This window comes from Roseateles sp. GW821-FHT09B06 (genome assembly GCF_059418245.1).
The window spans coordinates 50,872-63,863 of the sequence record NZ_JBWKPM010000021.1 but is presented as its reverse complement, the minus strand read 5'-3'; the positions used below and the strand labels follow the sequence as shown (position 1 = coordinate 63,863).

Here is a 12,992-nt window from a genome sequence, read left to right as displayed (position 1 = left end):
CATGCATGAAGCAGTCCGCGGCGAGGTCCGTACCGATGATGAGGCCTTGAGCCGGAGCCTGGCGGCCGCCCGCCTGGCCAAGACCCAGTCGCAGCTCGATGAAGGCCTGGCCCAGGCCCAGCGCGCCTGGGAGCTGGCGCGCGCCCAGGGTTTCACGGCCGAGCAGATCGAGGCCGGGCGGCTGCGTGCCTTCTTCCTGTACCGCCGCGGCGCGCTGACCCCGCTGATCCGCGCCGGCGAGGCGGTGCTGCCGCTGCTGCGCGGCCAGGGCGCCAGCGCCGAGCTGTGCGAGCTGCTGCGCTGGATGACGCTGGCGGGTTTCGAGACCGGCGACTTCGACACCGCGATGCGCAGCGCCAGCGAGGGCTGCGCCGTGGCCCAGGAGCTGGCCGACGTGAGCCAGATCGCCCTGTCGCTGAACGCGCTGGGCGCCACCTTCGAGCGCATGGGCGACCCCTGGCAGGCCGAGCGCCTGATGGGCGAGGCCGCGGTGCTGATCCGCGGCCAGGCCTCGCCCTACGAGCATGTGGTCACGCTGAACAATCTCTGCGGCGTGGCGCTGGGCGCCTTCTACCTGCTGCGCGACAGCGGCAACGACGCGGCCTGCGCCGACGCGCTGAGCCGCGCGCTGCACTATGCGCGCGAGGTGCGGCCCCATGCCCAGGCCTTCGGCGACCCCTTCCCGCTGGTGATGACCGAGGGCAATCTCGGCGAGGCCCTGCTGCACGCCGGCCAGCTGGAGGAGGCCGAGGCCCTGCTGGAGCAGAACCTGGACCAGGCCCGCGTGCGCGGCTACGAGGCCCAGGCCTGGCGGTTGCGCTGCTCGCTGGCCGAGCTGCGCCTGCTGCGCCGCCAGCCGGAAATCGCCTATCGGGATCTGCGCCTGCTGCAGCAGGAAATGGGCGACCGCGCCCCGGCCGCCACCGCGCTGCGCGCCCACCACGCGCTCTACCGCGCCGCCCAGGCGCTGGGCCGGTTCGAGGAGGCGCTGCGGCAGTTCGAGATCTATCAAGGCATCGAGCGGCGCCGCGCGATCGCCCAGCTGATGGCGCAGTCGCGCTTCTTCGTCACGCGGCTGGAGGCCGAGCAGGCGCGTGCCCGCGCCGACCGCCACGAGGCGCGCGCCGCCGAGCTGGAGGTCCATGTCGAGCAGGACCCATTGACCGGCCTGGGCAACCGCCGCTGCATGGAGTCGCGCATGCCGGATTTGCTGCGCGAGGCCGAGCGCAGCGGCCAGACCCTGACCCTGGCCCTGATCGACGCCGACCGCTTCAAGAACATCAACGACCAGCATGGCCATGCGGTCGGCGACCGCGTGCTGCAGCAGCTGGCCCAGATGCTGCGCGAGAACACGCGCGGCACCGACCTGCTGCTGCGCTACGGCGGCGAGGAATTCCTGGTGCTGTTCCCCGACACCGTGGCCGACCGCGCCTTCGAGGTCTGCGAGCGCCTGCGCGACCGCGTCGAGGCCTATGCCTGGCAAGACCTGGCGCCGGGCCTGGAGGTGACGCTTTCGATCGGCCTGGCCAGCACCCCGCCCTTCGCCACCGACATGCTGATCGCGCGCGCCGACAGCGCGATGTACCGTGCCAAGCATCTCGGGCGCAACCGGGTGGCGCTGGCATGAGGTGAAGACCTCCCCCTACCGGCTTCGCCGGCCCCCTCAAGGGGGCGGCATCGGCGGCCCGGCCAAGCCGGATCCGCGATGCCCCGCCTTGGAAAACAGGCCTCGTCCTGGCGTCACCACCTTTGAGATCGTATGCCCGTCACCCTGATCACCGGCGCGGGCCGCGGCATCGGCGCGGCGACCGCGAGGCTGCTGGCCGCGCAGGGGCATGACCTGGCCCTGGGCTATGCGCGCGACGCCGCCGCGGCCGAGGCGCTGGCTGCCGAGCTGCTGGCCGCCCATGGCCGGCGCGTGATCTGCGTGCAGGCCGATGTGGCCGACGAGGCCCGGGTGCTGGCGCTGTTCGAGCGCGTCGACGCCGGGCTGGGGCGCCTGACCGGGCTGGTCAACAACGCCGGTATCGTCGCGCCGGCGCAGCGCCTGGACGAAATGAGCCTGGAGCGCTGGCAGCGCGTCTTCGGCGTCAATGTGATCGGCACCCTGCTGTGCTGCCGCGAGGCGGTCAGGCGCATGAGTACCCGCCATGGCGGGGCCGGCGGCGCCATCGTCAACCTCGGCTCGCGCGCCGCGGTGCTGGGCTCGCCCGGCGTCTATGTGGACTATGCCGCCAGCAAGGGCGCGATCGACAGCCTGACCGTCGGCCTGGCGCGCGAGGTGATCGGCGAGGGCGTGCGCGTCAACGGCGTGCGCCCCGGCATCATCGACACCGAGATCCATGCCGACAGCCGCCCGGCCGAACAGCTGCCGGCACTGCTGGCCGAGGCCACAAAAGGCATCCCGATCCAGCGCCTGGGCCGCGCCGAGGAGGTCGCCGAGGCCATCGCCTGGCTGCTGTCCGATGCGGCCAGTTACACGGTGGGCGCCATGCTGGATGTCGCGGGAGGGCGCTAAGCTCGGGGTGCGCATCTTCCGCGCAAGACATGACCCCGAGCCGATGATCAGCAAACAGGCCCTCGCCCGCAGCGTCCCCTTCGCCGTCTTCATGGCCCTGCTGGCGCTGCGCGGCGCCCTGCCCGGGGGTCCCGGCCTCGCCTTCGACGCGCGCTGGATCTACGGCCTGTCGGTGCTGCTGGTGGGCGGCCTGCTGGCCTGGTACTGGCGCGAGTACGGCGAGCTGGCGCGCCAGAACCTGCCGGACGCGCGCGAGCTGGCCTGGAGCATCGCGGTCGGCCTGATCGTGTTCGCGCTGTGGATCCGGCTCGACGCACCCTGGATGCGGCTGGCCGAGCCCACCGCCGACTTCGTGCCGCTGGATGCCGGCGGCGCGCTGATCTGGCCCCTGGTCGCGCTGCGCTGGATCGGCGCGGCCCTGCTGGTGCCGGTGATGGAGGAGCTGTTCTGGCGCAGCTTCCTGATGCGCTGGATCGCCAACCCGCAGTTCGAGCGCGTCGAGCCGCGCCAGGCCGGGCTGAAGGCCATCGTGCTGTCCACCTTCGTCTTCATGCTGGCCCACACGCTGTGGCTGGCCGCCATCATCGCCGGCCTGGCCTATGCCTGGCTCTATGTGCGCACCGGCAAGCTCTGGACCGCGGTGATCGCGCATGCGGTGACCAACGGCACGCTGGGCGTCTGGGTGGTCATCAGCGGGCGCTGGGAATTCTGGTGACCGGTTTTGCAGATACCGGAAGGCCTCGAACACCCAGGAGCGCACGCCCATCACCAGCGTGTAGGGCCGCTTCTGGTCCAGCAGATGCTGGCGCGCGAGCTCCGGTCACACGCTGCGGGCGCTCGACCAGCTCGCGCACCATGCCATGGTGCCCTACCCCCTGGGCCTCAGCAGCATCCAGCGGGTCTGCCTGCTGGGCCTGCTGATCTGCCTGCCCTTCGTCACCCATGCCCTCTCCAACTTGCCAAGGCAAGAACATGACGCGCAAGCGCCCCGGCTGAGCATCAGGAATGGCGCGGGCGCTGGCGCCAGCGCCGCAGGCGCAGCTTCAGCGCCCGCGCCAGGCGCCAGACCCCGCTGGCGCGCACCCAGGCCAGCAGCGCCTCCTTCCAGGCCGTCCAGCGCGCATACAGCCGCACGAACCATGGCAGGCTCAGCAGCGCCGGCTGGATCAGCTGGAAGAGCCGCGCCAGCACCGCGGTGCCGACCAGCTTGGCCGCCACGATCACCGCCAGCCCCAGCAGGGCCTTGCCCTTGGCGATCAGCCACAGCGCCAGCAGCTTGACGGGCAGGATCAGCAGGCTGGGCAGCAGCAGCAGCGCCAGCGCCGCATGGGGCGGCAGGCGCCGGATGCCGGCCTCCAGCCGGCGCAGCAGGGGCAGCCGGGCCAGCGCCGCCATCGCCCGCTGCAGCGGCTCCCAGCCCCATTCCTCGAACAGGATGACGAGGGCCAGCAGCAGACGCAGCAGCCAACGCAGCGGGGCGAGCAGGGCCTTCAGCATGATGATGATGCTCGGGCCGGGCGACGGCGAGCGCTAGCTAGCTAGACCCCGCGCGCCCGGTCCGCGGCGAACTTCTGCGCGAAGGCCGCGAAGGCGCCGGCATCCAGCGCCTCGCGCACTTCCTGCATCAGGTTCAGGTAGTAGTGCAGGTTGTGCACGCTGGTCAGCATCGGGCCCAGCATCTCGCCGCAGCGGTCCAGATGGTGCAGATAGGCGCGGCTGAAGTTGGCGCAGCAGTAGCAGCCGCAGGTCGCGTCGACCGGCGCGGCGTCGGTCTTGTAGCGCGCGTTGCGCAGGCGCAGGTCGCCGAAGCGGGTGAACAGATGGCCGTTGCGGGCATTGCGGGTCGGCATCACGCAGTCGAACATGTCGATGCCCTGGCTCACGCCCTCGACCAGATCCTCCGGCGTGCCCACGCCCATCAGGTAGCGCGGCTTGTGGGCCGGCAGTTGGTGGCCGATATGGGCCAGCACGCGCTGCATATCGGCCTTCGGTTCGCCCACCGAGAGGCCGCCGATCGCATAGCCCGGCAGGTCCAGGTCGGCCAGCCCGGCCAATGACTCGTCGCGCAGGCCCTCGAACATGCCGCCCTGCACGATGCCGAACAGCGCGTTCGGGTTCGCGAGCCGCGCGAATTCGTCCTGGCAACGCTTGGCCCAGCGCAGGCTCATCTCCATCGACAGCCGCGCTTCCTTCTCGGTCGTGATGTGGCCCTTGGTCTCGTAGGGCGTGCACTCGTCGAACTGCATGACGATGTCGCTGTTCAGGATGGTCTGGATCTGCATCGAGATCTCGGGCGTCAGGAACAGCTTGTCGCCGTTCACCGGCGAGGCGAACTTGACGCCCTCCTCGCTGATCTTGCGCATCTCGCCCAGGCTCCAGACCTGGAAGCCGCCGCTGTCGGTCAGGATCGGCTTGTCCCAGGACTCGAACTTATGCAGGCCGCCGAACTGCTGCATGATGTCCAGGCCCGGGCGCATCCAGAGGTGGAAGGTGTTGCCCAGGATGATCTGCGCGCCCATCTCCTCCAGCGAGCGCGGCATCACGCCCTTCACCGTGCCATAGGTGCCCACCGGCATGAAGATGGGGGTCTGCACCAGGCCATGGTTGAGGGTGAGCGTGCCGCGGCGCGCGCGGCCTTCGGTCTTGAGCAGGTCGAACTTCAGCATGATGGGGCGATTGTCGCAGCACGGCCGCGGTCGTAGACTTCCCGCACAGGGTGGTCGAACCCGCGGCCCAGCGGGGATCCAAGCGAGGAGGTGCCGGTGATGCGCGCCCTGCTGCTGGCCATGACGCTGCTGCTCTCCGCGCCGCCGGCCCTGGCCTGCGGCCCCTACCGGGTGGGCTTCTACAGCTTCGGTCCCTTCTACTACCGCGATGCCGCGGGCAAGCCCGCCGGCGTGGACGCCGACCTGATCGCGGCGCTGGCCGAGCGCAGCGGCTGCACCTTGCAGGGCAGCCTGGAATCGCGCGTGCGCACCTGGGCGTTGATGAACAGCGGCAAGCTGGACATCACGGTCTCGGGCATCGCCACGCCGGAGCGGGAGCGCCTGGCCGAGTTCTGGCCCTATGCGCGCACCCGCAACCACGCCCTGCTGCCGCTCAGCCTGGCGCAGCGCGTGAACTCGGCCGAGGCCTTCGTGGCCGACCGCTCGCTGCGCGTCGGGGTGGTGCGGGGCTTCCGCCATGGGGAGCGCCTGGACGCCTGGCTGGAGCGCCTGCGCGGCCGCGGCCGGGTCTACGAGGTGGCCGACTTCGATGCGCTGCTGCGCGTGCTGCGCGCCGGGCGGGTGGAGCTGGTGCTGGTGCATCCGATGAATCTGCGCCCCGCCGACGCCGGCTGGCTGGAGGAGTTCAGCCTGCAGGACTGGGCGCCGCAGGACGAGGTGCAGGCCGCGCTGGTGGTCTCGCACCAGCAGGTCAGGGCCGCCGACCGCGCGCGGCTGCACCGCGCGCTGCAGGCCCTGCTGCAGGAGGGCGAGGTCGACCGCATCCTGCGCCGTCACCTCGGCGAGGAGATGGCGCGCCAGGTGCGGCTGCCACGCTGAGCGGGTCCACCGCCGCCGGCGGCGACAATCGCGGCGATGCCCCAGAGCCTTGCCGCCCCCGTCCACAGCGAGCTGACGATCAAGAAGAGCCGCTTCCTCGGCCGCGTCGAGCCCTGCGCCGACCGGGCCGCGGCGCTGGCGCGGGTGGCGGAACTGCGTGAACGGCACCCGGGTGCGGCCCATGTCTGCTGGGCTCTGCTGGCCGGCGGGCAGAGCGCCGCCAACGATGACGGCGAGCCCGGCGGCACCGCCGGCCGGCCGATGCTGGAGGTGCTGCGGCATCAGGACCTGGAGGGCGTGCTGGCCACCGTGGTGCGCTATTTCGGCGGCGTCAAGCTGGGCGCCGGCGGCCTGCTGCGGGCCTATACCGACGCGGTGGCCCAGGCCCTGCTGACGGCCGAGAAGGTGCCCATGGTCAAGCGCATCACGCTGCGCTGCACCCTGCCCTATGCGCTGGAGGGCCTGGCGCGGCGCGAGCTGGAACTGAGTGGTGCGACCCTGCAGGAGGCGCGGCATGGTGCGCTCGTGGAGATGCGCCTTGCCCTGCCCGAGGACCGGGCCGGTGCGCTGGTCGAGCGCCTCAACGAGGCCGGACAGGGGAAGATCGGCTGGCTCAAGGCGGACTGAAGCGGTCCGTAGCGAGAAAAGATCCCGCTCGTGGCGCCGGCGCGGGCTGTCCCTTCGGCCACCTTCGCTTTCATAATCGGCCACACCCACAACATCTCAGGGACGGGATACACGGTGGCCATACTCATGCCGGCGCTGGGCAGCTGTGTCTCGCGCATGACCAGCGGCGAGCGCCGACTCGCCGAACGCCTCGAAGCCAAGCTCGACGAGGACTACCTGCTCTGGTACGACGTGCCGATGGGGCCGCGCAACACGCACCCCGATTTCTGCATCCTGCATCCGCGCCGCGGCATCCTGGTGCTGGAGGTCAAGGACTGGCGCCTCCCCACGCTGCTGAAGGCGGACAAGCAGGTCTGGGAGATCCTGGCCGAGGGCCAGCCCAAGCGCGTGCTCAATCCCTTGGAGCAGGCCCGCCAGTACGCCCATCAGGTCGTGCAGTCACTGCAGCGTGACCCGCAGCTCGTCCATGGCGAGGGGCGGTACCAGGGCCAACTGGCGTTCCCCTGGAGCTATGGCGTGGTGTTCCCGAACATCACGCGCAAGCAGTTCGAGGACGCCGAGCTGCAGCACGCGATCGAGCCGCACCGGGCGATCTGCCAGGACGAGCTGCTGGAGTCCGTCGATCCGGAGGCGCTGCAAAGCCGCCTGTGGGACATGTTTCCCTACATGATGCGCGGCGTGATGAGCCTGCCGCAGCGCGATCGCGTGCGCTGGATCATGTTTCCACAGGTGCGCGTGCAAACCCAGGGCACCCTGTTCGACGATGCAGCACAGGGCGACGACGCGGAACTGCCCAGCATCATGCGCGTGATGGATCTGCAGCAGGAGCAGCTGGCCCGCTCACTGGGTGACGGGCATCGCGTGATCCATGGCGTGGCCGGCTCCGGCAAGACCATGATACTGGGCTACCGCGCCGAGGTGCTGGCCCGCGCCGGCGGCCCGGGCAGCAAGCCGATCCTGGTGCTGTGCTTCAACGAGCCGCTGGCCGTCAAGCTGGCCAGCGTGATGGCGGCAAAGGGGCTGGCCGGGCGCGTGCAGGCCGTGCATTTCCACAAATGGTGCCGCGACCAGCTGCTCGCCTTCGGCCAGCCCCTGCCGGGGCAGATGGGCAGCCAGCAATATGTCGAAGCCCTGGTGCAAGGCGTGATCCGCGGTGTGGAACGCCGCCAGATTCCCGGCGGTCAGTACCAGGCCGTGCTGATCGACGAGGGCCACGACTTTGCGCCGGAATGGCTCAAGCTGGTCACGCAGATGGTCGATCCGGCCACCAACAGCCTGCTGCTGCTCTACGACGACGCCCAGAGCATCTACGAACGCCGGCGCAGCAAGCAGTTCAGCTTCAAGAGCGTGGGCATCCAGGCCCAGGGCCGCACCACCATCCTGAAGATCAACTACCGCAACACCCGGCAGATCCTGCAGCTCGCCGCCACCGTGGCCGCCGACCTGCTGACGCCGGATGACAGCGACGAGGACGGCATCCCCGTCATCAAGCCCGTCGGCTGCGGGCGTGACGGCGAGCCGCCGCTGCTGATCCGCCTGCCCGACCCGCGCGATGAGGCCCATGCGATCGCCGAAGCGCTCAAGCAGGCCCATCACGAGGGCCATGCCTGGGGCGACATGGCCGTGCTGTGCACCGACTGGAAGAGCATGGAGCGCTGCGCCGCGGCGCTGGCTCAGCGCCGGCTGCCGATCAATATGCGCAAGCGCCCGGGCGACTACCGACCCGGCGCCGACACGATCCAGATCATGACCATGAAGGTCAGCAAGGGCCTGGAGTTCCCCGTGGTGGCCCTGCCGGGCGTCGGGCATCTGCCGGCGCCGGGGCAGGACGAGCAGGAGGCAGCCCGCGTGTTCTATGTTGCGGCCACAAGGGCAACGCACAAGCTGGTGCTCGGCCTGGGCGGCAATGGGGCGTTTGCCGCACGCCTGGGCACCTAGCCCAAGATAGGGGCGCGGGAGCAAGGCCGCCTAGAATGGGTGTTTCCCCTGCCCTTTCCCCTTCAGCGCAAGCAAGAGAGAAGTCCCGTGTCCGCAACCATTCTCCAAAAGATTCCCGCCGGCGAGCGCGTCGGCATCGCTTTCTCCGGCGGTCTGGACACCAGCGCCGCCGTGCACTGGATGCGCGGCAAGGGTGCCGTGCCCTGCGCCTACACGGCCAATCTGGGCCAGCCCGACGAGAGCGACTACGAGGAGATCCCGCGCAAGGCCCTGGCCTACGGCGCCGAGATCGCCCGCCTGATCGACTGCCGCGCGCAGCTGGTGGCCGAAGGCATCGCCGCGATCCAGTGCGGCGCCTTCCACATCAAGAGCGGCGGCGCCACCTACTTCAACACCACGCCTCTCGGCCGCGCCGTGACCGGCACGGCGCTGGTGGTGGCGATGCGCGACGACGGCGTCAACATCTGGGGCGACGGCTCGACCTACAAGGGCAACGACATCGAGCGCTTCTACCGCTACGGCCTGCTGGCCAACCCGGCGCTGAAGATCTACAAGCCCTGGCTGGACCAGCGGTTCATCGACGAGCTGGGCGGCCGCAAGGAGATGAGCGAGTATCTGATCGCCCACGGCTTCGACTACAAGATGAGCGTGGAGAAGGCCTACTCGACCGACTCCAACATGCTGGGCGCCACCCACGAGGCCAAGGACCTGGAGTTCCTGAACTCGGGCATGCACATCGTCAAGCCCATCATGGGCGTGGCCTTCTGGAAGGACGAGGTGGCGATCAAGGCCGAGACCGTCAGCGTGCGCTTCGAGGAAGGCGTGCCGGTGGCGCTGAACGGCCAGACGTTCGCCAACCCGGTCGAGCTGTTCATGGAAGCCAACCGCATCGGCGGCCGCCACGGCCTGGGCATGTGCGACCAGATCGAGAACCGCATCATCGAGGCCAAGAGCCGCGGCATCTACGAGGCCCCTGGCATGGCCCTGCTGCACATCGCCTACGAGCGCCTGGTGACCGGCATCCACAACGAGGACACGATCGAGCAGTACCGCATGAACGGCATGAAGCTCGGCCGCCTGCTCTACCAGGGCCGCTGGTTCGACCCGCAATGCCTGATGCTGCGCGAGACCGCCCAGCGCTGGGTCGCCCGCGCGATCACCGGCGAGGTGACCTTGGAGTTGCGCCGCGGCAATGACTACTCGATCATGGACACGGTCAGCGCTAACCTGACCTATGCGCCGGAGCGCCTGTCGATGGAGAAGGTCGAGGACGCCGCCTTCACGCCGGCCGACCGGATCGGGCAGCTGACGATGCGGAATCTGGACATCACGGACACCCGCGCCAAGCTGGGCATCTACACGAGCACCGGGCTGCTGGGGAGCCAGAGTGAGGGGAGCGTGCAGTTGCTGACTGGGGGCGGGAAGGACTGAATTTCAGGTTCTGCTCTGCGATGAAAGACGGCCGCCTTTGGGTGGCCGTTTGCTTAGAGCTGTCGGTGGGGCCCAGCTGATGCGCTGGATGCCATCCTTTCCTCTTGAGAAATCCGAACATCAGGAAAGCTCAAGGGGTGGCACCTTTGACACCGTCACTTGAAGCCGGTACTCAAAGAGCTCCACATCCGCGATGCCAGCACAGGCCAAAATCAGATCCTCAGACATGGTTCTGCAAACAATGATGCCTCGCACGCGCTGCCCTGGCTCTGCAAGCTCTCTGCGCACCCAGTTGACATAGCGCAGCAATTGACCGACCACCCGGTCATAGCCTTTTTCAACCTTTAGCTCCAGCACGACAAATCCACCTGATCGATCCTTGGCCAGGATGTCGATACGACGACCACCGCCAGCGGGGTACTCAAACCCAGTGATTTCCTCGTCCTGGAAAAGCGTCAGTCCCGACTCAATGAGCTGCAGGTTGTCCGCCAAGTACCGTTGAAGGTCTTTCTCCAGGGCGAACTGCGAGGAGCCGGCAAGCGCCGCATCAATGGCCGCACCCGCATCGTCGTCTTCGTCGGTCAAGGACACCATCCTGCCGCTAGTGCCTGCAATCTCGACCTTGCCAGCTTGGTGCAGCGGTGCTGGATCAGTAACCGGGTCGTAACGCCGGTACTCACGTGCTCCGACCTTGAACAACAGATCGTCCGTGGCGTTGGTTGCCGGATGATGCAATCTGCTCCGGTCGTTGGTTGAAGCCTGAACCAAATGCGCATGAATGCTGCCGGGCTTGAGCTTCGGATAGTGTTGCGCGAACCAGTCAATGGCTCGTTGCGCGGCGAATGTCTCACCGGGCTTCAAATTCCAATCAGAGAGCATGTCCTTCAGTAACGCCCTCGTCGGCTTCTCATAGATCGTTCGCGCCACGCTGTCTCCCCGCTGGTTTGGTTGAAATGCCGATTTGATCAGATGGATAGACGAACGAAAGAACGGCACACACTCGCTTTCCCCGGTCCGGCGCGGGGGTCAGGTCTCCCGCTTCCCACAACCCAGCGGAGCGCCGAGGCCAGCGGCAAGTGACTTCGCTCCTGTCCCCCGGCCTGCGGCCTCCTCCTTTACCTCGCTGCGCCACTCACCCACTGCCCTCGGCAACAGGCGCTCTGCCCTTCCCTGAGAACACGACGACCGTTGGCAGATCAGGCCGGCTGGGTGTTCTGCATGGCGAGGTAAAGGAGGAGGCCGCAGGCCGGGGGACACGAGCAGTGCAGAGCACCCAGTCGGCCTGATCCCGAGGCCTCAGGGTCAGGTCTTCCATTTCCCAACCGACGTTCGGCTCCGGAATCTGGGAGAGCTGCCCTCAGTCGCTGCCGGGAAGCAACGCCCTACCGTGACACCAGCACCAGCCCCAGCTTGAATCCCAGCGCCCGCGCCAGCCTGGCCACCGTGGCAAAGCTCGGGTTGCCGTCGTCCGACAGCGCCTTGTAGACACCCTCGCGGCTCATGCCGGCATCGCGGGCCAGCTGGCTCATATTGCGGGCGCGCGCCACGACGCCCAGCGCATGGGTAATGAACGCAGGTCATCGCCGCCCTCTTCCATCACCGCCTCGATATAGGCATGGATGTCGTCTCCGGTCTTCAGGGTTTCGGCGCGCCGTACCGGCTTGACCCGCCACCCCATCTGATGCAGTATCGCATCAATCTTGATGACGAAGGCCCGCTATGAGAACCACGGTCACGATCGAGGACGAGTTGTATGCGAAGGCATTGGAGCTAGCCGATCCGGCGATGGACAAGGCCGATCTGTTCCGCGAGGCGGTGAAGACCTTTGTGCGCGTGCGGGCCGCCGCCCGACTGGCTGCGCTGGGCTCGGCGGCCCCGGAAATGCCGGACATTCCGCGCGAACGCGCGCAGGAAGAAACAACCAGCCCGTCGTGAGCCGGCCGCATGAGCCGCACCGTCCTAATCGACACCTCCGTCTGGGTCGCCCATTTCCGCCAGCGCAGCGAGCATCTGGTCGGCTTGCTGCTGGCCGATGCGGCCCTGACCCATCCGCTGATCTGGGGCGAACTGGCCTGCGGCACGCCGCCCGAACGCGCCCGCACCCTCGGCGACATCCGGCTGCTGGAACCGGCGCAGCAGGCCAGCATCGACGAGGTGCTGGCCTGGGTGGAAAAGGAACGGCTCTATGGCCGGGGCTGCGGGCTGATCGACCTGACGCTGCTGGCCTCGGTGAGGCTGACCCCGGGGGCCGAACTGTGGACGCTGGACCGGCGGCTGGCTACCCTGGCCGAACGCTATGGCGCGGTGCACCAGGCTGCCTCTCACTGAACTCAACCCACCCCATGCCCACCACCCTCCTCGTCATCGACATCCAACGCGGCGCCTTCGACGGCGTCCGCTGCCCGCCGATCGATTCGCCCGAACCCTTCGTCGCCAACGCCCGGGCGCTGGTGGACGCGGCCCGCGCCGGCAGCCACCCGATCGTGTTCGTCCAGCATTGCGAGACCACGCCCGGCGAGGTGTTCGAGGAAGGCAGCGAGCATTGGCAACTGCACGAAGCCCTGCGGCCCGAACCCGGCAACGGCCCGCGCGAGAGCGTGCAGAAGAAATACGCCTCCAGCGCCTTTGAAAACACCGACCTGGATGCCCGGCTGAAAGCCCTGGGCGTCGACACGCTGGTCGTCTGCGGCCTGCAGAGCGAGTTCTGCGTCACAAACACCACGCGCTCGGCGCTGGCCCTGGGCTACCGGGTGCTGCTGGCCGAAGACGCGCACAACACCTGGCCGTCCGGGGATCGCAGCGCGGCCGCGATCCGCGCCGAGGTTCAGGCGCGGCTGGCCGAGGCCGGCGCGCCGGCGGTGCCGACGCAGGACCTGGTCAGGATGCTGGCGCCGCCGGCCGCTGCCGCCCCCGCCTGACCCATCCCTTGCGTA

Annotated in this window: 13 protein-coding genes and 1 pseudogene; 10 read left to right on the top strand and 4 right to left on the bottom strand. The window is 68.7% G+C overall.

All coding sequences use genetic code 11. From position 1 onward, the window contains the following. The first annotated feature begins 1 nt into the window (after position 1). The 3 genes from AC07OQ_RS17410 (at position 2) to AC07OQ_RS17400 (ending at position 3,233) form a co-directional block, all read left to right on the top strand. Positions 2-1,627, top strand: a complete 1,626-nt coding sequence (locus AC07OQ_RS17410) for a GGDEF domain-containing protein (RefSeq protein WP_495054395.1) — start codon at positions 2-4, stop codon at positions 1,625-1,627. 132 nt (positions 1,628-1,759) lie between these two features. Beyond that, positions 1,760-2,518, top strand: a complete 759-nt coding sequence (locus AC07OQ_RS17405; RefSeq protein ID WP_495054394.1) for an SDR family oxidoreductase — start codon at positions 1,760-1,762, stop codon at positions 2,516-2,518. A 43-nt stretch (positions 2,519-2,561) separates the two neighbouring features. Beyond that, positions 2,562-3,233 carry a CAAX prenyl protease-related protein gene (locus AC07OQ_RS17400; RefSeq protein WP_495054393.1) on the top strand — a complete coding sequence of 224 codons (672 nt, stop codon included), beginning with the start codon at positions 2,562-2,564 and terminating at the stop codon, positions 3,231-3,233. Positions 3,234-3,517: 284 nt separating this feature from the next. On the opposite strand, the gene AC07OQ_RS17395 is transcribed toward AC07OQ_RS17400, so the two are convergent. Together AC07OQ_RS17395 and tgt are read right to left on the bottom strand one after the other, a co-directional pair. Next, positions 3,518-4,015 carry a hypothetical protein gene (locus AC07OQ_RS17395; RefSeq protein ID WP_495054392.1) on the bottom strand — a complete coding sequence of 166 codons (498 nt, stop codon included), beginning with the start codon at positions 4,013-4,015 and terminating at the stop codon, positions 3,518-3,520. A gap of 41 nt (positions 4,016-4,056) precedes the next feature. Continuing rightward, complete coding sequence (gene tgt / locus AC07OQ_RS17390) at positions 4,057-5,184, bottom strand: tRNA guanosine(34) transglycosylase Tgt (protein WP_495054391.1); 1,128 nt, start codon at positions 5,182-5,184, stop codon at positions 4,057-4,059. A gap of 99 nt (positions 5,185-5,283) precedes the next feature. Here tgt and AC07OQ_RS17385 point away from each other — a divergent pair, with 99 nt between their 5' ends. From AC07OQ_RS17385 to argG, 4 genes are all read left to right on the top strand, one after another. Continuing rightward, on the top strand, positions 5,284-6,063 hold the full coding sequence (locus AC07OQ_RS17385) for a substrate-binding periplasmic protein (RefSeq protein ID WP_495054390.1): 780 nt from the start codon (positions 5,284-5,286) through the stop codon (positions 6,061-6,063). A 36-nt stretch (positions 6,064-6,099) separates the two neighbouring features. Beyond that, on the top strand, positions 6,100-6,690 hold the full coding sequence (locus AC07OQ_RS17380; protein WP_495054389.1) for an IMPACT family protein: 591 nt from the start codon (positions 6,100-6,102) through the stop codon (positions 6,688-6,690). A gap of 114 nt (positions 6,691-6,804) precedes the next feature. Beyond that, positions 6,805-8,628, top strand: coding sequence for a DEAD/DEAH box helicase (locus AC07OQ_RS17375; RefSeq protein ID WP_495054388.1), 1,824 nt, complete (start codon positions 6,805-6,807; stop codon positions 8,626-8,628). Between the two features lie 87 nt (positions 8,629-8,715). Then, positions 8,716-10,059, top strand: coding sequence for an argininosuccinate synthase (gene argG / locus AC07OQ_RS17370; protein ID WP_495054387.1), 1,344 nt, complete (start codon positions 8,716-8,718; stop codon positions 10,057-10,059). A 120-nt stretch (positions 10,060-10,179) separates the two neighbouring features. Here argG and AC07OQ_RS17365 read toward each other — a convergent pair whose 3' ends face one another. Both AC07OQ_RS17365 and AC07OQ_RS17360 read right to left on the bottom strand, forming a co-directional pair. Continuing rightward, positions 10,180-10,986, bottom strand: coding sequence for an endonuclease NucS domain-containing protein (locus tag AC07OQ_RS17365; protein WP_495054386.1), 807 nt, complete (start codon positions 10,984-10,986; stop codon positions 10,180-10,182). A gap of 455 nt (positions 10,987-11,441) precedes the next feature. Next, a pseudogene (locus AC07OQ_RS17360) lies at positions 11,442-11,680 on the bottom strand (addiction module antidote protein). A gap of 98 nt (positions 11,681-11,778) precedes the next feature. Between AC07OQ_RS17360 and AC07OQ_RS17355 the strand changes: the two are divergent. The 3 genes from AC07OQ_RS17355 to AC07OQ_RS17345 are packed head-to-tail and all read left to right on the top strand — an operon-like array spanning position 11,779 to position 12,977. Beyond that, positions 11,779-11,994, top strand: a complete 216-nt coding sequence (locus AC07OQ_RS17355; protein ID WP_495054385.1) for a type II toxin-antitoxin system VapB family antitoxin — start codon at positions 11,779-11,781, stop codon at positions 11,992-11,994. A 9-nt stretch (positions 11,995-12,003) separates the two neighbouring features. Beyond that, positions 12,004-12,387 (top strand): type II toxin-antitoxin system VapC family toxin, encoded by a 384-nt coding sequence (locus tag AC07OQ_RS17350; protein ID WP_495054384.1) that lies wholly within the window; start codon positions 12,004-12,006, stop codon positions 12,385-12,387. Positions 12,388-12,401: 14 nt separating this feature from the next. Further along, positions 12,402-12,977, top strand: a complete 576-nt coding sequence (locus AC07OQ_RS17345; RefSeq protein WP_495054383.1) for a cysteine hydrolase family protein — start codon at positions 12,402-12,404, stop codon at positions 12,975-12,977. Positions 12,978-12,992: the final 15 nt, after the last annotated feature.